This is a genomic window from Streptomyces sp. NBC_01276, assembly GCF_041435355.1.
Lineage (GTDB): Bacteria > Actinomycetota > Actinomycetes > Streptomycetales > Streptomycetaceae > Streptomyces.
In genome coordinates this window covers 6,463,277-6,487,286 of the sequence record NZ_CP108442.1, presented here as the reverse complement: position 1 = coordinate 6,487,286, position 24,010 = coordinate 6,463,277, and the positions used below count along the sequence as shown (strand labels likewise).

Sequence of the window (24,010 nt, the reverse complement as noted above, 5' to 3'; positions counted from 1 at the left end):
ATGCGGGAACCCGTACTGGAAGTGGTCGTCACCTCCGTGGAAGAGGCCGTGGCCGCCGTCGCGGGCGGCGCGAACCGGCTGGAAGTGGCGACGGACATGGCCGCCGACGGCATGACCCCGGACCTCGCGGACTTCCGGCGCGTCCGGGACTCGGTGTCCGTCCCGCTGCGGGTCATGCTGCGGGACCACGGCGGCTTCCGGGCAGCCGACCCGGACCGGCTCCGCGAGGCGGCCTCCGCCCTGCGGGCGGCCGGAGCCGACGCGTTCGTCCTCGGATTCCTGACCCCGGGGGGCACGCTGGACCTGCCGGCGGTGACGTCCGTCCTCTCCGCGGTCCCCGGCTGCCGCTGGACCTTCCACCGCGCCATGGACCACGCCGCGGACCGCGCCGCGGTCCGCCGCGCCCTGCGCGGCCTGCCGGGCCTGGACACCGTCCTGACCGCCGGCAGCGTCACCGGTGTGGCCGACGGTCTGGACGTCCTGCTCTCGGAGTCCGCCGTCCTCGACCCGGACGGTCCCGGCACCGGCACCGGCACCGGCACCGGGGTGTGCGTGATGGCGGGCGGCGGGCTGCTGCCCCGGCACGTACCCGCCCTGCGCGCGCACGGCGTCGACGCCTTCCACGTCGGTACGTCGGTCCGCCACGGGGGCTGGGGCACCCCGGTCGACCCGGCCGCCGTCAGCCGGTGGCGCCGACTGGTCGAATCCGCCGCGGTCGAACCGGGCGTGCTCGAACCCCCCGTGCCCGAATCCCCCGGAGAGGAGTCCCGCCCCCGTGTCCGGTGAGGTGACCCCGCAGTCCGACCGGTGCGACTTCTGCGAGATCGTGTCCGGCCGGCTCCACGCCGAGATCCTGTACGAGGACGAGTCGACCGTGGCCTTCCTCGACAACACCGCGGTGATGGAGGGCCACACCCTCGTCATCCCCCGTCGCCACGCGGCCGACATCTGGGCGGTCTCCGAGGACGAGGCGGCCGACGTGATGCGCACGTCCCACCGCATGGCCCGGATCCTGGACGGGGTGTTCGCCCCGGACGGCATGACCCTGTTCCAGGCCAACCGGCCCGCGGGCTGGCAGGACGTCTTCCACCTCCACGTCCACCTCGTTCCGCGCCGGGACGCCGACCACCTGCACCGCCCCTGGTCCGCGGAGCGCGCCGACCCCGCCGCGCTGGCCAGGACGCGCCGTCGCGTCCTCGGACCGCAACGCGCCGACGCCCCGGCCCGCGGCACGAACCCGTCCCCCGCCCCCGTTCCGGGCCGGCCCGAGGAGGATCGATCCCGACCGTGAACCATCCCCACCTCCCGACCACCGAGTCGGCCGTCCGCGCGATCCGCGAGATCGCCGACGAGTACCGCCTGACCATGACCACGACCGACGACATCGGCGCGGACCAGACCTCACGCCGCACCTCGGCCCCGCTCTTCGAGGTCCTCGACCCCGACGGCTCGCTGCCGCACGAGGCGTTCGTCGAACTCGCGGGCACCCCGGCGGTCAGCGTCCGCCTCTTCCCCGAGGACGACGCGAAGATCACGGTGGACCACGTCGACTTCCACGACGTACCCCGCGACGCCGTCCCCGCCTTCCTGCGCTCCGTCTACGGCGGACTGGCCCACTCCAAGAGCCGGTTCTTCCCCCCGGGCCTGTGGCTGGTCGTCCCGCTGCCCGGCGACACGACGTACCGGGAACTGGTCACCCTCACCAGCCCCAGCCCGTGGCTCCTGCGCGCCGCACGCGGGTCGTAGCGCCCCCCGCCGGCCCACCGGACGGGTCAGCCCGCGGGAGCCCACCGCGCGAGCAGGGCCCCGGTCGTGGTGACCTCCGCCACCAGCGCGAGGGAGTTGCGGATCACCTCGGCGGTGCACGAGGCCGGCACTCCGGCGATCGCGTCGGCGGGCACCACGACCGCGTACCCGAGGTTGACGGCGTCGAAGACGGTGTTGGGGATCGCGATGTTGGAGGAGACCCCGGTGACGACGAGGGTGCGGATGCCGAGGTTGCGCAGGAGGGCGTCCAGGTCGGTGCCGGCCATCGGGGACAGTCCGTGCAGCCGCCGGACCACCAGGTCCCGTTCGGCCACGGTGATCGGGGCCGCGACCTCGACGGCCCGGCTCCCGGTCAGCTGGCGCACGGGCAGCCGCTCGGCGGCCCGGAAGAGCCGCGCGTTGGTACTGGACCCCAGCCCGTCCGGCCGCCGCTCGGCGACGGCGTGCAGCACCCGCACGCCGGCGGCGCGCGCGGCGACCGCGAGGGCGGCCACGCGGTCCAGCATCCCGGAGTCCCGCGCCTCCTTCGCCAGCTCCGGCAGGGCGCTCTCCTCGCCGACGACACCGTTCTGGCACTCGACGGTGAGCAGCGCGGTGGTGGCGGGATCGAACTCCGGCATGGCTCCCCCTGGCGTGGTGACGGCGGAGCCCGCATGATTCCTGACACACAGTCAAATGTGAAGGGGCAGGGGCACGATGGACGAGACGCTCGGGGCCGGGACACAGCGGCGGGGCCGCCGCATCATGATGACCGACGCGGAAGTGGACGCCTTCCTCCGTGAGCAGCGCACCTGCCGGGTGGCCACCGTCTCCCCCGACGGACGGCCGCACGTGGGGGCCCTGTGGTTCGCCTGGGACGGCACCTCGCTGTGGCTGTACTCGATCACGCGCAGCCGCCGCTGGGCCGACCTGCGCAAGGACCCCCGGATCTCGGTGGTGGTGGACTCCGGCGAGTCGTACGACGAGCTGCGCGGGGTCGAACTGTCCGGCAGCGCCGTCTTCGTGGGCGAGGCCCCGCGCACCGGTGAGCCCTGCCCCGAGCTGACGGAGGCCGAACGGATCTTCCCCGTCAAGAACTTCGGCATCGAGGAGATGCCCCACGACGGCCGCCACGCGTGGATCCGCCTCACGCCGCAGTCCATCGTCTCCTGGGACTTCCGCAAGATCTGACCCGGGTCCGGCCCCGGGTCCGGGCCCGGACCCGTGGCGGGCGGCCCGGCCGACGAGCCCCCGGGGCGCCCTACACCGCGGCCGCCGCCTCGCGCAGCGCCCCGACGGCGGCCCGGATGGAGGGCCGCCGTCCGGCGTCCGCGCGCCAGACCGCGTACACGTGACGGCGTACGGCGTCGCACACCGGCAGCAGCCGGACGCCCGCCGGCACGGGCCCCCGGCCCAGCCGGGGCGTCACGCACACCCCCAGCCCGGCCTCCACGAAGGCGAGCTGGGTGTGGTGCTCCTCGGCGATGTGGGCGACGCGCGGCTCGACCCCGGTGCCGCGCAGGGTGAACACCAGCCACTCGTGGCAGAACTGGCCTTCGTTCCAGGAGATCCAGTCGTCGTCGGCGAAGTCGGCCAGGGAGATCTTCGTGCGGTCGGCCAGCGGGTGGGAGCGCGGCACCGCGATGTCGACGGCGTCGTCCAGCAGGTGGGTGCGGGTCAGCTCGGCCGGCACCGGCATCCGCTTGTTGTGCCAGTCGATGGCCAGGGCCATGTCGAGGTCCCCCCGCACCACGGCGAACATGGCCTCCTCCGGCTCCTGCTCCCGCACCATCGCCCGCAGGTCCGGGTGGTCGGTGCGCAGCGCGGTCAGCGCCCGGGGCAGCAGCCCGCGCATCGCGGTGGGGAAGGCCCCGATCCGCAGCTGTCCGACCGCGCAGCCCCGCTGGGCCTCGACGTCGGCCTGGGCCAGCTCCACCTGCGAGATGATCCGGGCGGCGTGATCGGCGAGCAGCCGCCCGGCGTCCGTCAGGCGCACCCCGCGGCCGTTCTTGGCCAGCAGGGGCTGGCCGACCTCCCGCTCCAGCTTGGCCATCTGCTGGGAGACCGCGGACGTGGTCACATGGAGGCCGTCGGCCGCGCCGCTGACCGAGCCGTGGCGGGCGAGGGCGTCCAGGGTGCGCAGGCGCTCCAGGTTCAACATGTAAGCGATGCTACGCGGTGAGGCGCAGGAAGTCTCGCTTGTCCTACGAGGTCCCGCGCAGCAGAGTGTGCACATGAGCGCACCCGCCCCCTCCCGCCCGGCCCGTTCCGGCCCCTCCTCCACCCCCTCCCCCTCCCCCGTCACCGCTCCCGCGACCACCTCGCCGTCCGGCACGGCCTCCGCCGCGGGCACTGCCACCGGCGGTCTGGACTGGCGGCTGCGCTTCGCCTTCCTCTCGGTCGTCTGGGGCTTCAGCTTCCTCCTGGTCAAGGTGGGCACGGAGGCGTTCGCGCCCTTCCAGGTCGCCTTCGGCCGCGTCCTGTTCGGCGCCCTCGCCCTGCTGGCCGTGCTGCTCGTACGGCGCGAGCCGCTGCCCCGGGGAGTGCGCACCTGGGGCCACCTCACGGTGGCGGCGCTCCTGCTGAACACCGCCCCCTTCTCGCTGTTCGCGTACGCCGAGCTGAGCATCCCCTCCAGCCTGGCCGGGATCTGCAACGCCACCTCGCCGCTGTGGGGCATGGCGCTCTCACTGGTCGCCCTCTCCGAGGACCGCCCCACCCGCCGCCGCTTCGCCGGTCTGGGCCTCGGCTTCCTCGGCGTGCTGACCGTCCTCGGCGCCTGGCAGGGTTTCGCGGGCATCGACGCCAAGGGCACCGCACTGGCCCTGCTGGCCTCGCTCTGCTACCCGATCGGCTGGATCTACGTCCGCCGCACCCTGGCGGGCACCCCGGGCTCCCCGGTGGCGCTGACCGGAGCGCAGCTCATGGTGTCGACGGTGCAACTGGCCGCCGTCAGCGCCCTGTTCACCTCCGCCCCCACCGGCTTCCCGCTCTGGCCGACCCTCTCCGTGATCGCCCTGGGCGCCCTCGGCACGGGCATGGCCCTGCAGATGCAGTACGGGCTGGTGACCGAGGTCGGCCCCACCACCGCGCAGATGGTCACCTACTTCATCCCGGTCATCGCCACGACCGCCGGTGTCCTGATCCTCGGCGAGCAGCTGCACTGGAACACCCCGGTCGGCGCCGTCGTCGTCCTGGCGGGCGCCGCCCTCACCCAGGCCCGCCCCCGGGCGCCCAAGCCCGCCTGAGATCCGGCCCGGCGATCGAGCACCCGCCCCCGTCGCGCTCCGCGGCGGGGGCGGATCCGTTCGGCGACGCCGCGCGGCACCCGGGCGGGCCGTTCAGTCCGAGCGGCCGCCGGGCGCCGGACGGACCGCCGCCGCCACCGCGTCGGCGAGCGGGCCCACCTCCGCCGGGGAGAGCCCGGAGACGGTGATCCGCACGCCGGGACCCGCCTCCACCCGGAACCGGGCCCCGGCCGTCACCGCCCACCCGGCGGTCAGCAGCCGGGTGACCACCGCCGTCTCGTCGGCGACCGGCACCCACACGTTCATCCCGCTGCGCCCGTGCGCCCGTACGCCGCGCTCGGCCAGCGCCGCGATCAGCCCGTCCCGGCGCAGCCCGTACGAACGCGCCACCGCCCGCGGGTCCACGGCGCCGGAGGTCCACAGCTCCACGACCGCGCGCTGCAGGAGGCGGCTGACCCAGCCCGGCCCCAGTCGCTGCCGGCCCCGGACCCGGTCGAGGGTCACCGCGTCACCGGTGAGCACCGCGAGCCGCAGGTCGGGCCCGTACGCCTTGGCCGTGGAGCGGACCAGCGCCCAGTGCCGGGTCACCCCGCTCAATGGGCACAGGGGCACGTCCACGATGCCGTGCCCGTGGTCGTCGTCGATGACGAGCACCCCGGGGTGCCCGGCCAGCAGTTCCCGCAGTTCCCGGGCCCGCGCGGCACCGACCGCGGCGCCGGTCGGGTTCTGCGCGCGGGCCGTCACCACGAGGGCCCGCGCCCCGTCAGCCAGGGCCCGCGCCACCGCCGACGGAACCGGCCCCTCGTCGTCGACGGCGACCGGCAGCGTCCTCAGCCCCAGCGCGGGCACGAGGTCGAGCATCGCCCCCCAGCCCGGGTCCTCCACCGCGACCGCGTCGCCCGGCCTGAGGTGCGCGGCCAGCACCCGCTCGATGCCGTCCAGTGCCCCCGAGGTCACGGCCACGGGCCCGGCCGGAACCCCGTCGGCGTCCAGGTCCGCCCGTGCGATCCGGGCGAGGTCCGCAAGCACCGGGTCCTGGCCGTAGAGGGCCGGGGCCTGCGCGTACCAACGGGCGGCGGCGGCCAGCGCCGCGTCGAGGGAGGGCAGCAGGGACACGTCGGGGTTGCCCTCCGTGACGTCCCGGACGCCTTCGGGGACGGTCATCCGCAGCGTGTCGCGCGGCGCCGTGGCGGGCCGCGCGCGCACCCGGCTGCCGCGCCGGCCGTCCGTCTCGATGACGCCGCGTTCGCGCAGGGTCCGGTACGCGGCGGCCACGGTGTTGGGGTTGACGCCCAGCTCCCCCGCCAGTTCCCGCATCGGGGGCAGCAGCGCTCCGGGCGCGAGCGCGCCGGAACCGACACCCGTTTCGATGCTCGCCGCGATATCCGATGCGCGACGGCCTGTGATCCGATACTCTCCTAGCACAAACGACATTATGCACTAGTACAACGGAGTCCGCACCATGAGCGCCACCCCGGCCGCCTACGAACCCACGGACCGCACCCTCCCGAGCCGCGGCCGCCAGAAGGCGAGGTACGACCGCGAGACGGTGCACTCGATACTCGACCAGGCCTACGTCTGCCACCTCGGGTTCGTCCGCGACGGCGCGCCGGTGGTCCTGCCGACCCTCTTCGGCCGGGTGGGCGAGACCCTCTACGTCCACGGATCCACCGGTTCGCGCCCGCTGCTGGCCGCCGGGAAGGCCGACCCGGGCCTGCCGGTCTGCCTGACGGTGACGCACGTGGACGGCCTGGTACTGGCCCGCTCCGCCTTCCACCACTCGATCAACTACCGCTCGGTGGTCATCCACGGCACCGCCTACCAGGTCACCGACGAGGACGAGTGCCGGATGGCCCTGGACGCCCTCGTCGACCACGTCGTCCCGGGCCGCTCGGCCGACTCCCGCCCGGCCAACGCCAAGGAGCTCGCCGCGACCGCGGTGATCCGCCTGGACCTGAACGAGGTCTCCGCGAAGATCCGCACCGGCGGCCCGAACGACGACCCGGAGGACCTGGGCCTTCCGTTCTGGTCCGGCGTGGTCCCGGTCGCGCCGGCGTACGGGACCCCGCTCCCGGCCGCCGACCTGACCCCCGGCGTCACGGCCCCGGACTACCTCGCCGCGCTCTGAGGCTCCGGGGCGGGCCCGGCCACCGGCCCGGAACCGCCCCCGGCCACCGGCCCGCCCCCGGACCCGGCCCGCGGACCGCGCGCCTCGGCCGCGATCAGCGCGCCCACCGCCGACAGCAGCAGTACGGTGCCCAGCACCACCGCCCCGGTCAGCCGTTCGCCGAGCATCCCGACGGCGATCGCCGCCGCGCTGACCGGCTCGATCAGCATGATCACCGACACCGTCGCGGCCCGCACCGACGCGGCGCCGGTGAAGTACAGCGCGTACGCGAGGGCGGTGGGCACCGTGGCCACGTAGACCAGCAGCCAGCACACCCGGCCCCAGTCGGCGGTGTGCGGCAGCAGCCCCTCGACCAGGGCGAGCGGCAGCAGGCAGACCGTGCCCACCGCCACCGACCACGCGGTGGTGACCAGCGGGTCCCCGCCGGCCCCGCGCCGGCCCAGCCACCGCGCCCGCAGGGTCATCCCCGCGTACCCGGCGGCCGACAGCAGCGCCCAGCCGACCCCGAGCGGCCGCACCTCGCCCCCACCGGAGCCCAGCACCAGCACGGCGAGACCGGCCAGGGCGCCGAGCACGGCTGCCGCTCCGCCCCGGCCCAGCCGTTCGCCCATCCAGTACCGGCCGCCCAGCGCGATCAGCACGGGCCCGGCCCCCAGGGTCACGACGGTGCCGACGGCGAGGCCGGTGTCGCGTACGGCGGCGAAGTACGCCGCCTGGAACAGGGTGAACATCAACCCGGTCCCGATCAGCGAAAGCGCCGGGACGGGCGAGGCCGGCGCGACGGGCGAGGCCGACACGCCCCGCGGAGCCCGCCGCGCCCGCACCGAACGGCGTACGGCGAGCACGCCCAGCAGGACCACCAGACCGCCCGCGCACCGCCAGAACGACAGCGCGACGGGGCCCAGGTCACTGGCCAGGAACAGGAGGGAGGCCGCCGCCCCGGCGGTGCCCCAGGCGACTCCGGCGACGACGAGGTACAGCAGACTGCGCCCGGCAGCGGGCGAATGGTTCGACACGTGTGTCTCCGCGCATGCGTGAAGGATGAGGGAAGCAGGTCATCGCTTCGCGGGCAGCGCTCACCGGCCCGGGGACTCCCCGGGCGGGTCTCTCGTTCGCGTGGAGGCCGCCCGCGCTAGGCGGCGGGAGGCGGAAGCACGGTCGACGGCATGTCCGGCACCCTACGGGGCGCTCCCCGCCTCCGGCCAGTCGGCCCCGCCCTACGCCCTGGCGGTCTCGGGGGCCGGCACGGCCGGATCCGGCGCCGCGGGCGGCGCCGGCCGCGAGGACTGCGCGATGAAGGCCCCGCCGAGCACCAGCGCGCCGCCCACGATCTGCGGGGTCGAGAGGTGTTCGCCCAGCAGCACCCAGGCCAGCACGGTGGCGATGACCGCCTCCAGGCAGGCCACCACACCGGCCACCTGCGGGGAGAGCTTGCGCACCGAGACCACCCCGGTCAGGTACGCGAACACGGTGGCGACCAGCACCACCCAGCCCAGCAGGGCCAGGGCGGGAACCTCGGTGTCCCCGAGCAGCGCGTTCCCGCCGAGCACGGCCCAGTCCATCTCCCAGGGCCGCGCGAGCACCGTCATGACCGCGGCCCCGACGAGCATCCCGTACGCGATCACGCCCATCGGGTCGGGCACGTCGTCCCCGTCGGCGCCCTGGTCGGCGAAGACGAAGTAGAAGGCCTGGCAGCAGGCGGCGGCCAGCCCCAGCAGCACCCCGAGCGGGTCCAGGCTCAGCCCCGACCAGATCTGGACCACGCACGCCAGCCCCGCGACCGCCACCGCCGCACCGGCCGCGGCGGCCCGGGTCACCGGTTTGCGCTGCACGAAGCGGATCCAGCCGAGCAGCAGGGCCGGGCCCAGGTACTCCAGCAGCAGGGCCACGCCGACCGGGATCCTCGACAGGGAGGCGAAGTAGAAGGCCTGCACGCCCGCGACGGCGACCAGGCCGAAGCCCGCGAGCAGCAGGGGCTTGCGCCGCACCAGACCGCGGTGCCGCCAGGCCAGCGGGGACAGCACCAGCGCCGCCCCGGCCACCCTCAGCCACACCACGTGCAGCGGGTCCAGACCCGCCTCGATCAGCGGCTTCGCCGCCACACCGGAACCACCGAACGCACACGCCGAGACGAGGGCGAGGCCCAGTCCGGCGTTCTTCCCTGACGCTTGCATCGGGCCATCATGGCAGGGCCGGTCAGGAGCGTCACGCCGGTGACGCCTGTTGAGACGCAGTCGGTACCGGCCGGTCCGGAACCCACCGTTTCTGACAGGTCGTCAGTATTGAATGTTCCGCCCCCCGGGACTACCTTCCGCCGCACGAACCCGACGAGAAGGGGTGGACGCATGGCTGAAGTCACCGCGGAATCACGCATCGAGGCGCCCGCCGCGAAGCTCTGGGCCCAGCTGACCGACTGGGACGCGTACGGGCAGTGGAGCATGACCCACACCGACTTCCCGAAGGGCGGTCCCGAAACCCTCGCGGTCGGGTCCACCTTCGCCGAGAACATGAAGATGATGGGCTTCCCCGCAGAGGTCCTGTGGACCGTCTCGGAACTGGAGGACCAGCGCGTCTTCGCGATCACCGGCAAGGGCCCGATGGGCGTGGCCGTCCTGACCCGCTACACCCTGCTCCCGGACGGCGACGCCACCACCGTCCGCATCGACGGCGAGTTCACGGGCGCCGCGGTGTCCCTCATGGCGGGCAAGCTCAAGGACTCGGCGACCGCCGCCCTGAACGAATCCCTGCGCAAGCTGGCCGGCCTGGTCGCCTGACCCGCCCCCGGCCCGGCCCCCGGCACACGCACGGCGCGCCCCGCGAGAGCGCTCGCGGGGCGCGCCGTGCGTGTGCCGGGAGGCCCGGCGTCCTGGTCAGTGCTCGTCGGCCAGGATCAGGTAGAGCTTCTTGCGGGCGTCGTTGACGACCGCGAGGGCCTTCTCCCGCTGCTCGGGCGAGCCGGTCTTGAAGACCTGCCCGAAGGCTTCCATCAGGCCGACGCCGGCGGTGCGGACCTCGTGCATCGCCTCGAAGTCGAAGCCGCGCCCGGCGTCCGCCCAGGGGGCGTCCGGACCCGATTCCGCCTCGGTGCGACCCGCGTCGGTGAGCGTGAACAGCTTCTTGCCGCCCTCGCTCTCGCTGACGATGAGGCCCTCGTCCTCCAGCAGCTGCAGGGTCGGGTACACCGAACCCGGGCTGGGCTTCCACGCCCCGCCGCTGCGCTCGCCGATCTCCTGGATCATCTCGTAGCCGTGCATCGGCCGGTCGGCGAGGAGCGCCAGGATCGAGGCGCGCACGTCACCGCGCCGCGCCCGTCCCCGGGGCCCGCCGCGGCCGCCCCTTCCGCCGAAGGGTCCGCCGCCGAAGGGCGGCCCGAACGGCCCGAAGGCGGCCCGCAGCCCCCGGAACTCCTCCCGACGGTCCGGCCCGCAGTGGCCGTGACCCCGTCCGTGCTCGTGTCCGTGCTCGTGCTGTCCACGTGAACGCATCACTGCGCTCCTTTCGTCATCGCTTGTCGTGGTGGCTGTCGCAGCGACTCTCGACGCTTCGACTCCTTCACTATCGCTGACCCATCGCGATGCGTCAACGATATATCGGAACCTATCTTCGACAGTCGAGCGGAATGGGGCCGTTCGAGTGGATCCGTGCGGGAACCTCCTGACGAGGGACGTACGCGTGTGCTGTGCTGGCCGCGCTCCCCGCGCGGGGCGCGGAACGGAGCACCCGCACCGAAGAGAAAGGGACCTTCGTGCGCCACACGGGACGCGCCGGAAAATGGCTCGCCGCCACCCTCAGCGCCACCGCGCTGCTGCTGGTACCGGGCCCGGCCAACGCGGACGCCGGGCACACCCGGCCGCCGGCCGGCCACACCCTCAACCTGCACCAGTGCGTGTACGCGCCCACTCCGGGCGTCGACTACCTGACCACGGTCGTGCCGCCCAGCGGCGACGGGCGGTTCACGGCCGCGACGAACACCGCCGCCGCACCGGACCCGGACCTGTCCTGCGGCCCGGGAGACGGGAACTACACCACGATCCGCCCGTGGGCCTCACTCCAGTCGCTCGACCTGGGCTCCGGCCGGTACCTGAACCTCCACCAGTGCGTGTACTACTCCGAGCTCCAGCACGACCACCTCACCGTGGTGGCCCCCGGCGGCGGCAGTGAGTGGAGCTCCGGCACGAACGTCTCCGACACGCCCGACACCACCGTCACCTGCGGCCCCGGCCGCGGCCTCTACTACCTCGTCCCCCTGCTGTCCGACGTGATCGCCCTGGACCTCACCGCCGGGCGGTACGTGAACCTCCAGCAGTGCCAGTACTACTCCGCCCGCCTCACCGACCACTTCACCACGGTGGTGCCCACGCGCCGCGACGGCCGGTTCAGGACCGGGACGAAGGTCTCCGGCACCGCCGACACGACCGCGACCTGCGGGGGCGGTGACGGGAACTTCCTTCCCGTCCCGGTCCTGTCGGGCACCAAGGCCCTCTCTCGCACCTGACCGCCCGCACCAAGGCCAGTCATCCCGGATTGGCCTTGGTGCGCGCCGGCGGGGGCGCCCTACGGTCGGTCCATGCGCATCCGAATCGTCGACGCCTTCACCGACCGCCCCTTCCAGGGCAATCCCGCCGGGGTCCTCGTCCTCGACGGGCCCTTCCCCCCGGACGGCTGGCTCCAGCAGGTCGCGGCCGAGGTCAACCTCTCCGAGACCGCCTTCGTCCGTCCCCTGCCGCCCGGCGGGGCCGCCGACTGGGCGCTGCGCTGGTTCACCCCGGCCGGCGAGGTCGACATGTGCGGGCACGCCACCCTCGCGACCGCCCACGTACTGAACGAGAACGGCCTGGCCAAGGGCCTGATCCGGTTCGACGCGCGCTGCGGGGTCCTCACGGCCGAGGCGGCCGGGGACGGCACGGTCACGATGGACTTCCCCACCTCCTCGCTGACCCCGGTCGATCCGGTCCCCGAGGTCGCCCGCGCCCTGGGCGCCACGATCGTCTCGCTGCACGACACCGCCGCCCACATCGGCGACCTGCTGGTGGAGCTGGCCGACGAGCGGACCGTGCGGGAACTCGCGCCCGACCACGCGGCCCTGCGCGCCTACGCCCGTCGCGGCGTGATCGTCACCGCCCCCGCCGAGGAGCCCTCCCGGGGCTACGACTTCGTCTCGCGCGGTTTCTTCCCCGTCCACGGCATCGACGAGGACCCGGTGACGGGCAGCGCCCACACCGCCCTCGCACCCTTCTGGGCCGCCCGCCTGGGCCGCACCGAGATGACCGGCCTCCAGGGCGGAGCCCGCCGCGGCCTGGTCCGGGTCACCCTCGCGGGCCAGCGGACCCTGCTCACCGGCCGCGCGGTCACCGTGATCGACGGCGAGCTGCTCACCGCGCCCTGAGCCCGGCGGCTACGGGGTGGGCAGCCAGCCCACCTTCCCCGCGAGCAGCGCGTACCCGCCGAAGGCCACCACGTCGAGCAGCGTGTGCGCGACGACGAGGGGTCCCACCCGGCCCCAGCGGCGGTAGGCCAGCACGAAGACGACGCCCATCACCATGTTGCCGACGAACCCGCCGATGCCCTGGTAGAGGTGGTACGAGCCGCGCAGGACGGAGCTGGCGAGCAGCGCGGCCGTCGGCGACCAGCCCAGCTGGCCGAGCCGGCGCAGCAGGTAGGCCAGCACGATGACCTCCTCCACCACGGCGTTCTGCACCGCGGAGAGGATCAGTACGGGGAATTTCCACCACACGTCGGGCAGCGCCTCCGGCACCACCGTCAGGTTGAAGCCGGAGGCCCGCGCCGCCAGGTAGAAGGCCAGTCCCGCGCTCCCGATCCCGGCGGCGACCAGCGCGCCCCGGGCCAGGTCCCACCCGGGCCGGGTCCGGTCGAAGCCCAGGACGCGCAGCCCCGGCACGCCCTCCCGGGTCAGCAGGTGTGCGACCAGCAGGACGGGAACCAGGGCGGAGGCGATCCCGAACAACTGCCAGGCCAGGTCCAGCCAGGGCCGCCCGGGGGCGTACGAGCCGTTCAGCGTGGCCGCCTGGTCCTTGAGGCCGCCGGGCTTGGTCAGCGAACCGATGAAGCTGATCAGGGCCGAGACCCCGCTCGCGCCCAGTGACAGCGCGAGCACGAGCAGGGTCTCGGTCCGCAGCAGACCCCGCCGCCCGTCCCCGCGCAGTTCCCCGACCACCGGCTCCGGCTCCGCCCGCACGCCCGACTCCCGTCCCGCCAACCCACCGCGTCATCCTGTTCCGACCACCCCATACTGCCTCCTCGGGGCCCGGAGCGGATCACCGGTCAGCGCCGGACGGCCCCGCCGGCGTCCACCTCCTGCTCCTCCACGCCGACGGGCCAGGTGTGGACCGGGTCGCCCTTGTGCATCAGCTCGCTGTAGCGGCGGGTGGTGGCCGCCAGGGCGGCGTCCCGGTCCAGCCCGCCGGCGAGCGCCCGGTGGTAGGTGTCCACCTGCCAGGTCGCCCCGTTCACCCGGCGCCGGCAGCGCTCCTCGATGATCCCGAGGTACAGGTCACGGTCGGCGGGTTCGATCCCCCAGGCGTCCAGCCCGGCCGCGGCCATCGGCAGCAGCTCGTCCAGCACCAGGCGCACCGCGGGCACGCTCACCAGTCCCCCGGCCCGGCCGCGGCGCGGCCAGCGGATCCGCGCGTCGATCCCGTAGCGGCAGGCCGCGTCGAAGTTGGCCTCCGCCTCCGCGAACGGCATCCGGGTCCACACGGGGCGCTGCTCGTCCGCGAGGGTCCGTACGAGCCCGTAGTAGAAGGCGGCGTTGGCGACGACGTCGGCCACCGTCGGCCCGGCCGGCAGCACCCTGTTCTCCACCCGCAGGTGGGGCACCCCGTCGGCGACCCCGTAGACGGGGCGGTTCCAGCGGTAGACCGTGCCGTTGTGCAGCACCAGCTCCTGCAGCCTCGGCACACCGCCCTCCGCGAGGACCCGCAGCGGCTCCTCCTCGTCGCAGATCGGCAGCAGGGAGGGGAAGAAGCGCACGTTCTCGGCGAACAGTTCGTACGCCGAGTCCACCCACCGCTCCCCGAACCAGGTGCGCGGCCGCACCCCCTGTGCCTGCAGCTCCGGGGGCCGGGTGTCGGTGGCCTGGGTGAACAGCGGCGGACGCGATTCCCGCCACAGCTCCCGCCCGAAGAGGAACGGCGAGTTGGCGCCCACCGCTATCTGCACGGCGGTCACCGCCTGCGCCGCGTTCCACACGTGCGCGAACCGCGCCGGGGTCACCTGGAGGTGCAGCTGTACGGAGGTGCAGGCGGCCTCCGGCACGATCGACCCGGTGCTCCAGGTCAGCCGCTCCACCCCGTCGATGTCGAGGGTGAAGTCCTCGCCGCGCATCATCAGGATCTGCTCGTTGAGCAGCGAGTAGCGGTCCACGGCCGAGAGGTTGGCGAGGGCGAGGTCGGACCGGGAGATCGTCGGCAGGATGCCGATCATCACCACTCCCGCGTCGATCTCGGCGGCCTGCCGGTGGGCGTAGTGCAGCCCCGCGCTCAGCTCTTCGGCGAGCTGGTCGAATACCCGGCCGCCGAGACGGTGCGGGAGTACGTTCACCTCCAGATTGAACATTCCGAGTTCGGTCTGGAAATCGGCGCTCGCAATCTTCTCCAGTACCTGTGCATTCACCATGCGCGGCAAACCGTCGGCACCCGCGAGATTCAGCTCGATCTCCAGTCCCATCATGTTCTTGGGCCGATCGAACCTCTTCTCCGCCAGAAGGCGCTCCAGTCCCTCCAGGCACTCGTGGAGCTTCCTCCGATACCGATGCCGATCGGACAGGTCGAATCCTCCTGCCACGACCTTCTCCCCCATCGAAGCGTCCCTCCTCGTGTGGCCCGGAACGGTGCACCCGGGCGCGCGTTACGGTCGATGATGCCCAGCCCCGTGATCGATAACTCCGGGCCGGGCGGTCCGGCGGGGAGCGCGCGCCGGTATGGCCTGATGGGCGCTTCGGCACATTCACCTGGCAACTCGCCGTATGCAAATTCCGCGTAGACTGTGCCGATTCCCGATAACAGACGCTTTCCAGCCGAGCGCCCTTCGGGTAACCTCCGAGGTCAGCGCGGCACGTTCGCGCGCAACCGGCATGAATAGCCTGACAGCGGGACCGGTATGCGCCTTGTCGGCAATAGGCGGGACAGCTAGCCGAAACACCGCGTGAACACATGTCGTATAAACTCCGCAAACGAGGCAGAGAGTTGGCGCGCGGCCATTGCCCCTCAGCCCCCCTCTGGCCCCAGAATGCGACAGCGCCGTCCGCACCTTCCCCCGTACCACAGGTCTCCCAAGTGAGAGGCGACCCACCATGCCGCTGCATGTTCCCCCGGCTCCCGCGCCCGCCCTGCGCAGCGTCCTCGCGGCACTCGGTTCCCCCACCGCCGTCCACGAGGCGCACACTCCGTCCCTGCGCGCGCTCCAAGGGCCGGTGACCGCCGAACTCCCGCTTCCGGTGCACGTGCTCGACCGGCTCGACGGGTCCGGCCGCCCGGCGGGCGGCCGGCCGCCGCGCACCCGGCTGACCGGGTGGCGGTTCCTGATCCGCAGCGGCGACCGCTTCGTCGCCGCGGCCGACACCCGGCTGACCCCGGACGGGTGGGCCTTCTCCCACTTCTTCGAGGGGCCCTACGTCGCCGCCACCGAACGCGCCCTGCGCCAGGCCGAGTCGCTCGGCAAGGGCTACCAGCCCCGGCTGCTGTCCGTACCCGAGCTGTACATGCTGACGCTGTGGCTGCACGGGGCGGTCGGCGCCGACGCCGCGGCCGGCCTGCCCGCCGCCGCTGACCTGCTGGTGCCACTGGCACCGGCGCCACCCGGGATCGCCGCGTTCCGGCCCCACCCCGTATCCGAACTGCTGCCCGTGCTGACCCACCGGCTCACCCGGTCGGCCCCGCCCGTCCCGCCCCCGGTGGCCGCCCCGGCCGCCTGAGGCCCCGCTCCGCCGTTGGCCTGTTCGGGGTGGCCCGGGTTGCCCATCCGGCCTAGTCCGCCCGGACCACCCGCGAACCATCCGAAATGACAGGGCAGTTGGCCTGAACCGCCCGCACGAGTGATGCGTCCTCAATCCATGAGGACAGCTGCCGGGAAATACCTGCGAAGCAGCCGTCGTGGGGGAAGACTGAGGACATCCTCCCCGCAGGCGCGGGGACGACCCAGGGGGACGGCCATGAATCACGCATCGAGCCGTAGCGAACAGACCACACCGCAGCGAAAGAACGCATCCATGTGCCAGCACCAGCCTGCCTGCCCGTCATCAGAGTCCGCCGACCGGGAGGCCGCGCGCCCGGTGGCCAACCACCCGGAACAGGGCTGGAGCCTGCTGTGCAACGGGGTCCTGCTCTTCGAGGACACCGGTGAGCTGCTGCCGGACGGCCAGATCATCGCTCCGCACCGCCCGCTCGCGGTGGCCTAGGCCACCTTGCACCGAGCCGGCACGAGGAAGGACCACGCGAAGGGGCCGGTCCCGGAGCTCACGCTCCAGGACCGGCCCCTTCACCGTGTCACGGGACTCAGTTGTCGTACTCGTCCAGCGGAGGGCACGAGCAGACCAGGTTGCGGTCGCCGAAGGCACCGTCGATCCGGCGCACCGGCGGCCAGTACTTCTCGGCGGCCGTGACGCCGCCCGGGAAGACAGCCTCGTCACGGCTGTACGGGTGGTTCCACTCACCGCCCAGCGCCGCCGCCGTGTGCGGGGAGTTGGCCAGCGGGTTGTCGTCCACCGGCCATTCGCCGCCCGCGACCCGCTCGATCTCGGCGCGGATGGCGATCATCGCGTCGCAGAAGCGGTCGATCTCGCCGAGGTCCTCGGACTCCGTCGGCTCGATCATCAGCGTGCCGGCCACCGGGAAGGACATGGTCGGCGCGTGGAAGCCGTAGTCGATCAGGCGCTTGGCGATGTCGTCCACGCTCACGCCGGTCGCCTTCGACAGCGGACGCAGGTCGATGATGCACTCGTGGGCGACCAGGTTGCCCGGACCGGTGTAGAGGACCGGGTAGTGGGGCTCCAGGCGCTTGGCGATGTAGTTCGCACCGAGCACGGCCACCTGGGTGGCGCGCTTGAGGCCCTCGCCACCCATCAGGCGTACGTACGACCACGAGATCGGCAGGATGCCGGCCGAGCCCCACGGCGCGGCCGAGATCGGACCGACGCCCGTCTCCGGGCCGGCGGTCGGCTGGAGCGGGTGGTTCGGCAGGAACGGGGCCAGGTGGGCCCGGACACCGACCGGGCCGACGCCCGGGCCGCCGCCGCCGTGCGGGATGCAGAAGGTCTTGTGCAGGTTCAGGTGCGAGACGTCGCCGCCGAAGTGACCCGGCTTGGCGAGGCCCACCAGGGCGTTCAGGTTGGCACCGTCGACGTAGACCTGGCCGCCGGCCTCGTGCACCTGGGCGCAGATGTCGGCGACGTGCTCCTCGAACACACCGTGCGTGGACGGGTAGGTGATCATCAGGACCGCGAGCTCGTCGCGGTACTGCTCGATCTTGGCGCGCAGGTCGGCCGCGTCCACCTCGCCGTCGTCGGCGGTCTTGACGACGACCACCTTCATTCCGGCCATCACGGCGCTGGCGGCGTTGGTGCCGTGCGCGGAGGACGGGATCAGGCAGATCGTGCGCTGCTCGTCGCCGTTGGACCGGTGGTAGGCGCGCACGGCCAGCAGGCCGGCGAGCTCGCCCTGGGAGCCCGCGTTCGGCTGGATCGAGACCTTGTCGTATCCGGTGACCTCACAGAGACGTTCCTCCAGCTCGGTGATGAGCGTGAGGTAGCCCTCCGCCTGCTCCGCCGGGGCGAACGGGTGCAGCTGACCGAATTCGGGCCAGGTCACCGGCTCCATCTCGGTGGTCGCGTTGAGCTTCATGGTGCAGGAGCCCAGCGGGATCATGCCGCGGTCCAGCGCGTAGTCCTTGTCCGAGAGCTTGCGCAGGTAGCGCAGCATCGCGGTCTCGGAGCGGTGCTGGTGGAAGACCGGGTGGCCGAGGTACGCGTCCGAGCGCAGCAGGCCCTCGGGCAGCGTGTCGGCGGTGGTGGCGTCCAGGGCCTCGATGTCCGCGCTGACGCCGAAGGCGGCCCAGACTGCGTCGAGGTCGGCGCGCAGGGTGGTCTCGTCGCACGAGACGGAGACGTGGTCGGCGTCGACCTGGAAGAGGTTGACCCCGCCCTGACGGGCGGCGGCGACGACCTCGGCCGCCTTGCCGGGCACCCGGGCGGTGACGGTGTCGAAGAAGGAGCCGTGCACCAGCTCGACCCCGCCGGCCGTCAGGCCCGCGGCGAGGAGCGCGGCGTAGCGGTGGGTCCGGCGCGCGATCGTGCGCAGGCCGTCCGGGCCGTGGTAGACGGCGTACATGCCGGCCATGACCGCGAGCAGCACCTGGGCGGTACAGATGTTGCTGGTGGCCTTCTCGCGGCGGATGTGCTGCTCGCGGGTCTGCAGGGCCAGGCGGTACGCCTTGTTGCCGTCCGCGTCCACGGAGACGCCGACGAGGCGGCCGGGCAGCGAGCGGGCGTGCTGCTGCTGGACGGCCATGTAACCGGCGTGCGGGCCGCCGAAGCCCATCGGGACGCCGAAGCGCTGGGTGGTGCCGACGGCGATGTCGGCGCCCAGCTCGCCCGGGGAGGTGAGCAGGGTCAGGGCGAGCAGGTCGGCGGAGACGGTGACGATGGCACCGAGCCCGTGCGCCTGGTCGATGACCGGCTTGATCGCGCGGACGGCGCCGGAGGCACCCGGGTACTGGAGCAGCACGCCGAAGACGCCGCGCTCGGCGATCTCGGCCGGGATGCCGTCGGACAGGTCTGCGACGACGACCTCGACCCCGATGGGCTCGGCGCGCGTCTCGATCACGGCGATGGTCTGCGGCAGCGCGTCGGCGTCGATCAGGAAGACGCCGCCCTTGACCTTGCCCACGCGGCGGGCCAGGGACATGGCCTCGGCGGCGGCGGTGCCCTCGTCGAGCAGGGAGGCACCGGAGGTCGGCAGGCCGGTCAGGTCGGCGACGACGGTCTGGAAGTTCAGCAGCGCTTCGAGGCGGCCCTGCGAGATCTCGGGCTGGTACGGGGTGTACGCCGTGTACCAGGCCGGGTTCTCCATGACGTTGCGCAGGATCACCGGGGGCGTGAAGGTGCCGTAGTAGCCGAGGCCGATCATCGACGACAGCACCTGGTTGCGGTCGGCCAGCGAGCGGAGCTCGGCCAGCACCTCGGCCTCGGTGCGCGCCTCGGGCAGGTTCAGCGCCTCGGCGGTCTTGATCACATCCGGTACCGCGGCGGCGGTGAGTTCGTCCAGGGAGCCGTAGCCCACCTGGGCGAGCATCTTCGCCTGCGCCTCGGCATCCGGGCCGATGTGACGCTGCTCGAAGGGGATGCCTCGCTCCAGCTGAGAGAGCGGAATGCGGTTGGCGGTCATGACGGAGGCCTCCTGGTCGTATGACCTGCGAGGGGCACCACGGCGCGGGCACCCGGACGGCCTCCCCCTCTGTCATCTCAACCTGAGAGCTTCACCGGGCCGCACGGGGATCGCCCCTGAGGTCCGGCTTTCACCGTCGGTGAGGAGGGGAACCGGTACTGCGTGCCCGGTACCCGCCCCTGCTTTCCAGAGTGGCCTCACCACGTGCGGTACGTATGCCTGAGAGATTCCGGGGAGGATTTGCTCCTTCGGCGCCTCCGTCGTACTCACTCGGAGGACTCTCCCGCACAGGGTCAACAGCCATCACCCAGCCTACCAGCGAGGATCTGGACCCTCCCCGAGTGGCCCCCTCTTCAAATATGCACTTTCGTAGTCATTACGAATGACTTGTACCACTGCGACCGTACGGAGGGACCGTGCAGACCGACATCGATCCGCGCAGCCTGATCGGCCGCAAGGCGTTCGACCGCAACGGCGCCAAGATCGGCACCGTGGACGAGGTCTACCTCGACGACGCCACTGGCGTGCCCGAATGGGCCGCCGTCCGGACCGGCCTCTTCGGGCGGGACGCCTTCGTCCCCCTGGAGCCCAGTGAAGTGGTGGACGACACGCTGCGCGTGCCCTTCGAGCGTTCCTTGATCAGAGATGCACCCGATTTCGGTGTCGGGCGCCACCTGTCCCCCGAGCAGGAGCTCCAGCTCTACCACCACTACGGCCTGGACGTCTCCCTGCCGACCGACTTCCACCACCCGCCGCCCGAGGAGCGGATCTAGGTCGTGGCCGTCCCTTCCGCCCGCCCCACGAGGGGCAGCGGATCGGAGGACGCCAGTTCGGGATCGTCCACCCGGAAGGTGCGCACCCGCCCGGGCGGCGATCCGGGCCGCTCGAACCGTACGGTCACCCGCCCCACCCCGCTGCCCTGGACCCATCCGGGCCCGTACAGGGCGTGCCGTACGTCGCTCCCCGCCGGCCAGTACCGCGCGGCCGCCGCGTCCGGCCCGCCCGCCTCCGCGACGGCCCCACCGGCCGCACCGGTCCCGCCGGCCGCACCGGTCCCGCCGGCCGCGTCCGGCTCGCCCGCCTCTTCCTCCTCCTCCGGCGCGACGCCCTCCGAGGCGACGCCCTCCGAGGCGGCGCCCTCCGAGGCGGCACCGCCCTCCTCCGCCCCGGCGCCGAGCACCTGGGCGAAGAGGTCCTCCTGCGTGTAGTCCGCGAGCCCCGTCACCCCCACCCCCAGCAGCCGCACGCCTCCGGTGGTGTCCACGCCCTCCAGCAGCCGCGCCGCGGCCTCCCGGACCACCGAGGGGTCGTCGGTCGGCCCGCGCAGGGTCTCCGAACGGGTCAGCGTGGAGAAGTCGTAGCGGCGCACCTTCAGCACGATGGTCCGGCCCGAGTGCCCGGAGGACCGCAGGCGCCCCACGCACCGGTCCGCGAGCCGCTGCACCTCGAAGCGGATGCGGACGCGGTCGTGCAGGTCCACGTCGAAGGTGTCCTCCACCGAGACCGACTTCGCGTCCCGCTCGGCGACCACGGGCCGGTCGTCCAGCCCCAGCGCCATCCGGTACAGCCCGGCCCCGTGCGCCTTCCCCACCATCCGGACCAGCTCGTCCTCGCCGGCCTCGGCCAGCTCCCCCACCGTGGTGATCCCGGCCCGCCGCAGGTGCTCCCCGGTGGCCGGCCCGACCCCGGGCAGGGTCCGCACCGACATGGGCGCGAGCAGCTCCCGCTCCGTCCCGGGCTCGATCAGCAGCAGCCCGGCCGGCTTGGCCTCCTCGGAGGCCACCTTGGCCAGCATCTTCGACCCGGCCAGGCCCACCGAGCCGCTGAGCCCCGTGGCGGCCTCGATGTCGGCCCGCAGCCGCTCCCCCGTGGCCCGGGCGCTCGCCGAGTCGAAGGCCGTGCCGCCCGCCTCCAGGTCGACGAAGGCCTCGTCCAGGCTGAGGGGCTCCACCAGCGGCGACAGCTCCCGCAGCAGGCCCATGACCAGGTCGCTGACCTGCCGGTAGAGGCTGAAGCGCGGGATCAGGTAGGCGCCGTTCGGGCAGAGCCGACGGGCCTGGGCGGTCGGCATCGCCGAGTGCACCCCGAACCGCCTGGCCTCGTAGGAGGCGGTGGCCACCACACCGCGCGGCCCGAGCCCCCCGACGATGACGGCCTTGCCCCGCAGGCTGGGCTTCGACGCCTGCTCGACCGAGGCGTAGAAGGCGTCCATGTCCAGGTGCAGGATGGTCGGCGCGGCTCTCACGGCCCCGATGCTGCCCTACGCCACTGACAACGCGGCCACGGGCGCCCCCGCGCCGCTCAGACGGCCCGGTTGCGGCGCGCGGCCAGCTCGTCGGCGGGGTTGTGGCCCACCAGGGTCTCCCCGGTGTCCACGCGCTCCCCGTGCAGCTGCGACAGCGCGTTCTCCACGTCCCGCCACACCACGCCGACGGCGATGCCGAAAACGCCCTGTCCACCCTGGAGCAGGCTCACCACCTGGTCCGGGGAGGTGCACTCGTAGACGGTGGCACCGTCGCTCATCAGCGTCATGCGCTCCAGGTCGTCGAAACCCCGGTCACGCAGGTGCTGGACGGCGGTGCGGATGCTCTGGAGCGCCACCCCGGTGTCCAGGAAGCGCTTGACGATCTTGAGGACGACCACGTCCCGGAAGCTGTAGAGGCGCTGCGTGCCCGACCCGTACGCGGGCCGCACGCTGGGCTCCACGAGCCCGGTCCGGGCCCAGTAGTCGAGCTGGCGGTAGGTGATCCCGGCGGCGGCGCACGCCGTCGGTCCCCGGTAGCCGACCTGCTCGGGCGCCGGAGCGTCGCTCACCGGTCCGACCGGCGTCGAAGCCGGCTGACGGTGCGCGGAACCCTGCGCGCCGCCGTGCAGCGGGTACGAGCCACCGTCACTCCGTGCGGGGGTGCCCCCGGTCGTACCGTCGCCCGTGATCCTCACGCCGACCCTCCGTCCTTGACCTGCCACCTTGAAGGTAGGCAGTGACCAGGGGTGCGTCAACGATCGCCACACTCGGCACGCCGAGTGATAATCACCCTGAGAGTGGTTTCCCGTACCCCGTTGCGGGGAAAGGCTACTCGAATGGGCTGAAAGTTCCCGGTGGTCGACGCGGCCCGCGTTTCGCCGCGGCTGCGCCCCTCACACCCCCCGGCCCTCACTGCGGGCCGGTGCCGAAGTCCTCGGGTGAGATCTGGTCGAGGAACTCGCGGAACTTCTCCACCTCGTCCTCCTGCTCGTCGGGAATGGCGATTCCGGCGTCGTCCAGGACGCCGTCACTGCCGTAGATCGGCGTTCCCGTGCGCAGGGCCAGCGCTATGGCGTCGGAAGGCCTCGCACTCACCTCGACCCCGCTGGCGAAGACCAGTTCCGCGTAGAAGACGCCCTCCCGCAGATCCGTGATCCGGACCTCGGTGAGCTCCTCACCGACCGCCTCCAGCACGTCCTTGAACAGGTCGTGCGTCAGCGGCCGGGCAGGGGCCATGCCCTGCTGCGCGAAGGCAATGGCGGTCGCCTCCCCAGGACCGATCCAGATGGGGAGGTACCGATCGCCTCCCACTTCACGCAGGAGCACGATCGGTTGGTTGGAGGGCATTTCCACCCGGACACCCACAACGTCGAGCTCGTTCACACAGCAACCCTAGGACCTGCTCGGCAGGTTTGGGTAGTCGGGGCCCCTTCCGGGGCCGTCCGGTCAGTGCGACCGCACCCCGAGGGCCGTCTGCACCAGGGCCTCGTGGAGCCGTACGGAGAGCCCCACGAGCTCCTTCATCGTGGCTTCGGCGTGCGCCCTGGTCTGCGGGTTGCGGTGCCGCCGCAGCGGTGCCACGAGCTGCTCCACCAGACCGGCCTCCCGGTCCGCGGCGGCCTTCATGGCCCGCAGGTGGCGGGGTTCCAGCCCGAAACGGCCGAGATCCGCGATCAGGCGGGCCACGGTGACCGCCTCGGCGTCGAACCCCCCGTCCGGAACCTCGGAGATGAGCCCGTACGACTCCCATTCGACGAGCTGTACCTCGTCCACCTCGGCGGCGGCGATCAGCTCGGCCCGGCCCACCCGGGCCACGGTGGGCCGCTCCCGGCCCACCTCCCCGTACAGGGCGACGGGACCGGCCGGGTCCACCGCCTCCCCGTGGGACGCGGGCCCGGGAATGCGGATCTGCTCGCCCCGGTCGAGCGCGTCGAGCTGTTCGCGGATGACCTTCAGCGGCAGGTAGTGGTCCCGCTGCAGGCGCAGGACGCGGCCGAGCCGCTCCACGTCACCCGTGCTGAACTTGCGGTATCCGGAAGGTGTGCGCTCGGGCTCCACGAGCCCCTCCGCCTCCAGGAAGCGGATCTTCGAAATCGTGACGTCGGGGAACTCGTCACGCAGCATGGTGAGCACCGTTCCGATGCTCACCAGCCGCCCGGCGGACCCGGCGGTGCCGCTCTTCGGGGCACCGCCGGTCGGGGTACGCAGCATGGGACCTTCCCTGGGGTCCCCCCGGACCACGTCC

Annotated in this window: 25 protein-coding genes and 1 riboswitch; of the genes, 12 read left to right on the top strand and 13 right to left on the bottom strand. The window is 73.0% G+C overall.

The features are described from left to right. The 3 genes from OG295_RS29270 to OG295_RS29260 are packed head-to-tail and all read left to right on the top strand — an operon-like array spanning position 1 to position 1,746. Positions 1-786: a copper homeostasis protein CutC gene (locus OG295_RS29270; protein WP_371679601.1), complete on the top strand. Its 786-nt coding sequence runs from the start codon at positions 1-3 to the stop codon at positions 784-786. Next, positions 776-1,291, top strand: coding sequence for an HIT family protein (locus tag OG295_RS29265; protein WP_371679600.1), 516 nt, complete (start codon positions 776-778; stop codon positions 1,289-1,291). The genes OG295_RS29270 and OG295_RS29265 overlap by 11 nt, the downstream gene beginning before the upstream one ends. Continuing rightward, positions 1,288-1,746, top strand: coding sequence for a hypothetical protein (locus OG295_RS29260; protein ID WP_371679599.1), 459 nt, complete (start codon positions 1,288-1,290; stop codon positions 1,744-1,746). Before OG295_RS29265 ends, OG295_RS29260 begins: the two co-directional genes overlap by 4 nt. 26 nt (positions 1,747-1,772) lie before the next feature. On the opposite strand, the gene OG295_RS29255 is transcribed toward OG295_RS29260, so the two are convergent. Next, positions 1,773-2,387: an isochorismatase family protein gene (locus OG295_RS29255; RefSeq protein WP_371679598.1), complete on the bottom strand. Its 615-nt coding sequence runs from the start codon at positions 2,385-2,387 to the stop codon at positions 1,773-1,775. 76 nt (positions 2,388-2,463) lie between these two features. Here OG295_RS29255 and OG295_RS29250 point away from each other — a divergent pair, with 76 nt between their 5' ends. Continuing rightward, a complete protein-coding gene (locus tag OG295_RS29250; protein ID WP_371679597.1) occupies positions 2,464-2,937 on the top strand; it encodes a pyridoxamine 5'-phosphate oxidase family protein in 474 nt (157 codons plus the stop codon). Positions 2,938-3,007: 70 nt separating this feature from the next. On the opposite strand, the gene OG295_RS29245 is transcribed toward OG295_RS29250, so the two are convergent. Further along, a complete protein-coding gene (locus tag OG295_RS29245) occupies positions 3,008-3,907 on the bottom strand; it encodes a LysR family transcriptional regulator (protein ID WP_371679595.1) in 900 nt (299 codons plus the stop codon). A gap of 73 nt (positions 3,908-3,980) precedes the next feature. Between OG295_RS29245 and OG295_RS29240 the strand changes: the two genes are divergently transcribed. After that, on the top strand, positions 3,981-4,994 hold the full coding sequence (locus OG295_RS29240) for a DMT family transporter (RefSeq protein WP_371679594.1): 1,014 nt from the start codon (positions 3,981-3,983) through the stop codon (positions 4,992-4,994). Positions 4,995-5,087: 93 nt separating this feature from the next. On the opposite strand, the gene OG295_RS29235 is transcribed toward OG295_RS29240, so the two are convergent. After that, a complete protein-coding gene (locus OG295_RS29235; RefSeq protein ID WP_371679593.1) occupies positions 5,088-6,419 on the bottom strand; it encodes an aminotransferase class I/II-fold pyridoxal phosphate-dependent enzyme in 1,332 nt (443 codons plus the stop codon). A 37-nt stretch (positions 6,420-6,456) separates the two neighbouring features. Between OG295_RS29235 and OG295_RS29230 the strand changes: the two genes are divergently transcribed. Further along, on the top strand, positions 6,457-7,122 hold the full coding sequence (locus OG295_RS29230) for a pyridoxamine 5'-phosphate oxidase family protein (RefSeq protein ID WP_371679592.1): 666 nt from the start codon (positions 6,457-6,459) through the stop codon (positions 7,120-7,122). Here OG295_RS29230 and OG295_RS29225 read toward each other — a convergent pair. Both OG295_RS29225 and OG295_RS29220 read right to left on the bottom strand, forming a co-directional pair. Beyond that, on the bottom strand, positions 7,104-8,138 hold the full coding sequence (locus OG295_RS29225; protein WP_371679591.1) for a DMT family transporter: 1,035 nt from the start codon (positions 8,136-8,138) through the stop codon (positions 7,104-7,106). The two genes, OG295_RS29230 and OG295_RS29225, sit on opposite strands and share 19 nt — an antisense overlap. Before the next feature lie 201 nt (positions 8,139-8,339). Further along, positions 8,340-9,296: a DMT family transporter gene (locus OG295_RS29220; protein ID WP_371679590.1), complete on the bottom strand. Its 957-nt coding sequence runs from the start codon at positions 9,294-9,296 to the stop codon at positions 8,340-8,342. 171 nt (positions 9,297-9,467) lie between these two features. On the opposite strand from OG295_RS29220, the gene OG295_RS29215 reads away from it, so the two are divergent. After that, complete coding sequence (locus OG295_RS29215; RefSeq protein WP_371679589.1) at positions 9,468-9,896, top strand: SRPBCC family protein; 429 nt, start codon at positions 9,468-9,470, stop codon at positions 9,894-9,896. A gap of 96 nt (positions 9,897-9,992) precedes the next feature. Here the strand turns inward: OG295_RS29215 and OG295_RS29210 are convergent, their stop codons facing one another. Further along, complete coding sequence (locus OG295_RS29210; RefSeq protein ID WP_371679588.1) at positions 9,993-10,607, bottom strand: PadR family transcriptional regulator; 615 nt, start codon at positions 10,605-10,607, stop codon at positions 9,993-9,995. A gap of 260 nt (positions 10,608-10,867) precedes the next feature. On the opposite strand from OG295_RS29210, the gene OG295_RS29205 reads away from it, so the two are divergent. Both OG295_RS29205 and OG295_RS29200 read left to right on the top strand, forming a co-directional pair. Continuing rightward, positions 10,868-11,617 carry a hypothetical protein gene (locus tag OG295_RS29205; RefSeq protein WP_371679587.1) on the top strand — a complete coding sequence of 250 codons (750 nt, stop codon included), beginning with the start codon at positions 10,868-10,870 and terminating at the stop codon, positions 11,615-11,617. 72 nt (positions 11,618-11,689) lie between these two features. After that, positions 11,690-12,508, top strand: coding sequence for a PhzF family phenazine biosynthesis protein (locus OG295_RS29200; protein WP_371679586.1), 819 nt, complete (start codon positions 11,690-11,692; stop codon positions 12,506-12,508). 9 nt (positions 12,509-12,517) lie between these two features. Here the strand turns inward: OG295_RS29200 and OG295_RS29195 are convergent, their stop codons facing one another. Together OG295_RS29195 and OG295_RS29190 are read right to left on the bottom strand one after the other, a co-directional pair. Further along, positions 12,518-13,318 carry a CPBP family intramembrane glutamic endopeptidase gene (locus OG295_RS29195; RefSeq protein WP_266837649.1) on the bottom strand — a complete coding sequence of 267 codons (801 nt, stop codon included), beginning with the start codon at positions 13,316-13,318 and terminating at the stop codon, positions 12,518-12,520. An 86-nt stretch (positions 13,319-13,404) separates the two neighbouring features. Then, positions 13,405-14,940, bottom strand: coding sequence for a glutamate-cysteine ligase family protein (locus tag OG295_RS29190; RefSeq protein WP_371679584.1), 1,536 nt, complete (start codon positions 14,938-14,940; stop codon positions 13,405-13,407). A gap of 493 nt (positions 14,941-15,433) precedes the next feature. Here OG295_RS29190 and OG295_RS29185 point away from each other — a divergent pair, with 493 nt between their 5' ends. Both OG295_RS29185 and OG295_RS29180 read left to right on the top strand, forming a co-directional pair. Further along, complete coding sequence (locus OG295_RS29185) at positions 15,434-16,054, top strand: hypothetical protein (protein ID WP_356220270.1); 621 nt, start codon at positions 15,434-15,436, stop codon at positions 16,052-16,054. 294 nt (positions 16,055-16,348) lie between these two features. Beyond that, entirely contained in the window at positions 16,349-16,537 is a 189-nt protein-coding gene (locus OG295_RS29180; RefSeq protein ID WP_030236602.1) for a DUF5999 family protein, read from the top strand. 97 nt (positions 16,538-16,634) lie between these two features. On the opposite strand, the gene gcvP is transcribed toward OG295_RS29180, so the two are convergent. Further along, positions 16,635-19,520 (bottom strand): aminomethyl-transferring glycine dehydrogenase, encoded by a 2,886-nt coding sequence (gene gcvP / locus OG295_RS29175; RefSeq protein WP_371679583.1) that lies wholly within the window; start codon positions 19,518-19,520, stop codon positions 16,635-16,637. Positions 19,521-19,717: 197 nt separating this feature from the next. Beyond that, positions 19,718-19,816: riboswitch (glycine riboswitch) on the bottom strand. 120 nt (positions 19,817-19,936) lie between these two features. On the opposite strand from gcvP, the gene OG295_RS29170 reads away from it, so the two are divergent. After that, entirely contained in the window at positions 19,937-20,293 is a 357-nt protein-coding gene (locus OG295_RS29170) for a PRC-barrel domain-containing protein (protein WP_371679582.1), read from the top strand. On the opposite strand, the gene OG295_RS29165 is transcribed toward OG295_RS29170, so the two are convergent. From OG295_RS29165 to OG295_RS29150, 4 genes are all read right to left on the bottom strand, one after another. Then, on the bottom strand, positions 20,290-21,765 hold the full coding sequence (locus tag OG295_RS29165) for a DNA polymerase IV (RefSeq protein WP_371679581.1): 1,476 nt from the start codon (positions 21,763-21,765) through the stop codon (positions 20,290-20,292). The two genes, OG295_RS29170 and OG295_RS29165, sit on opposite strands and share 4 nt — an antisense overlap. 56 nt (positions 21,766-21,821) lie before the next feature. After that, the gene (locus tag OG295_RS29160; protein WP_371679580.1) at positions 21,822-22,460 is read right to left on the bottom strand and encodes a MerR family transcriptional regulator; all 639 of its coding nucleotides are present in this window, start codon (positions 22,458-22,460) and stop codon (positions 21,822-21,824) included. Positions 22,461-22,674: 214 nt separating this feature from the next. Continuing rightward, complete coding sequence (locus tag OG295_RS29155) at positions 22,675-23,148, bottom strand: bifunctional nuclease family protein (protein ID WP_007262890.1); 474 nt, start codon at positions 23,146-23,148, stop codon at positions 22,675-22,677. Between the two features lie 63 nt (positions 23,149-23,211). Next, a complete protein-coding gene (locus tag OG295_RS29150; RefSeq protein WP_266837664.1) occupies positions 23,212-23,976 on the bottom strand; it encodes a MerR family transcriptional regulator in 765 nt (254 codons plus the stop codon). Positions 23,977-24,010: the final 34 nt, after the last annotated feature.

What these genes read in the sequence shown, in the direction of transcription:
- OG295_RS29150 (WP_266837664.1), bottom strand. Translation starts at nt 23,976, where the DNA reads ATGCTGCGTACCCCGACCGGCGGTGCCCCGAAGAGCGGCACCGCCGGG.
- OG295_RS29180 (WP_030236602.1), top strand. Translation starts at nt 16,349, where the DNA reads ATGTGCCAGCACCAGCCTGCCTGCCCGTCATCAGAGTCCGCCGACCGG.
- OG295_RS29220 (WP_371679590.1), bottom strand. Translation starts at nt 9,296, where the DNA reads ATGCAAGCGTCAGGGAAGAACGCCGGACTGGGCCTCGCCCTCGTCTCG.
- OG295_RS29210 (WP_371679588.1), bottom strand. Translation starts at nt 10,607, where the DNA reads ATGCGTTCACGTGGACAGCACGAGCACGGACACGAGCACGGACGGGGT.
- OG295_RS29255 (WP_371679598.1), bottom strand. Translation starts at nt 2,387, where the DNA reads ATGCCGGAGTTCGATCCCGCCACCACCGCGCTGCTCACCGTCGAGTGC.
- OG295_RS29185 (WP_356220270.1), top strand. Translation starts at nt 15,434, where the DNA reads ATGCCGCTGCATGTTCCCCCGGCTCCCGCGCCCGCCCTGCGCAGCGTC.
- OG295_RS29245 (WP_371679595.1), bottom strand. Translation starts at nt 3,907, where the DNA reads ATGTTGAACCTGGAGCGCCTGCGCACCCTGGACGCCCTCGCCCGCCAC.
- OG295_RS29200 (WP_371679586.1), top strand. Translation starts at nt 11,690, where the DNA reads ATGCGCATCCGAATCGTCGACGCCTTCACCGACCGCCCCTTCCAGGGC.
- OG295_RS29230 (WP_371679592.1), top strand. Translation starts at nt 6,457, where the DNA reads ATGAGCGCCACCCCGGCCGCCTACGAACCCACGGACCGCACCCTCCCG.
- OG295_RS29250 (WP_371679597.1), top strand. Translation starts at nt 2,464, where the DNA reads ATGGACGAGACGCTCGGGGCCGGGACACAGCGGCGGGGCCGCCGCATC.
- OG295_RS29240 (WP_371679594.1), top strand. Translation starts at nt 3,981, where the DNA reads ATGAGCGCACCCGCCCCCTCCCGCCCGGCCCGTTCCGGCCCCTCCTCC.
- OG295_RS29190 (WP_371679584.1), bottom strand. Translation starts at nt 14,940, where the DNA reads ATGGGGGAGAAGGTCGTGGCAGGAGGATTCGACCTGTCCGATCGGCAT.
- OG295_RS29215 (WP_371679589.1), top strand. Translation starts at nt 9,468, where the DNA reads ATGGCTGAAGTCACCGCGGAATCACGCATCGAGGCGCCCGCCGCGAAG.
- OG295_RS29270 (WP_371679601.1), top strand. Translation starts at nt 1, where the DNA reads ATGCGGGAACCCGTACTGGAAGTGGTCGTCACCTCCGTGGAAGAGGCC.
- gcvP (WP_371679583.1), bottom strand. Translation starts at nt 19,520, where the DNA reads ATGACCGCCAACCGCATTCCGCTCTCTCAGCTGGAGCGAGGCATCCCC.